This is a genomic window from Nosocomiicoccus sp. HMSC059G07, assembly GCF_001815515.1.
GTDB classification, from domain to species: domain Bacteria; phylum Bacillota; class Bacilli; order Staphylococcales; family Salinicoccaceae; genus Nosocomiicoccus; species Nosocomiicoccus ampullae_A.
Genome location: NZ_KV820834.1, coordinates 1 through 327, shown reverse-complemented (window position 1 = coordinate 327; position 327 = coordinate 1). Strand labels below are relative to the sequence as shown.

The following is a 327-nucleotide window of genomic DNA, read 5'->3' as shown; positions in this document are numbered from 1 at the left end:
ATTTAGTTCATCCAATTGATTTAACAAATCATACTCGTCTTTTTTAGTCCATCCAGACATTTCGTTATAGCTTGCCGTTGAAATTAAATACGGCGGATCTAGATATACAAAGCTATCCTTTTCTACAATATTCTTAATAATCACCCTAAAGTCCTCATTAGAAAACTCTATGTTTTCACCACTGATAGCTTCTTTAAATTCAATTAATTTACTTTCCATTTGTGAATTAAAATCCCGTTTACCAGTTGGTATATTAAAATCTCCACTACTATTAAACCTGATTTGATTATTAAAAGAAAATGCTATTAAAACATAAAGTGCAATACT

The 327-nt window shown here is 29.1% G+C and carries 1 protein-coding gene; it reads right to left on the bottom strand.

The window, feature by feature from the left end; translation table 11 throughout:
- A partial coding sequence (locus tag HMPREF3029_RS05090; RefSeq protein WP_144265417.1) for a DNA adenine methylase occupies nt 1-327 on the bottom strand: 327 nt, incomplete at both ends.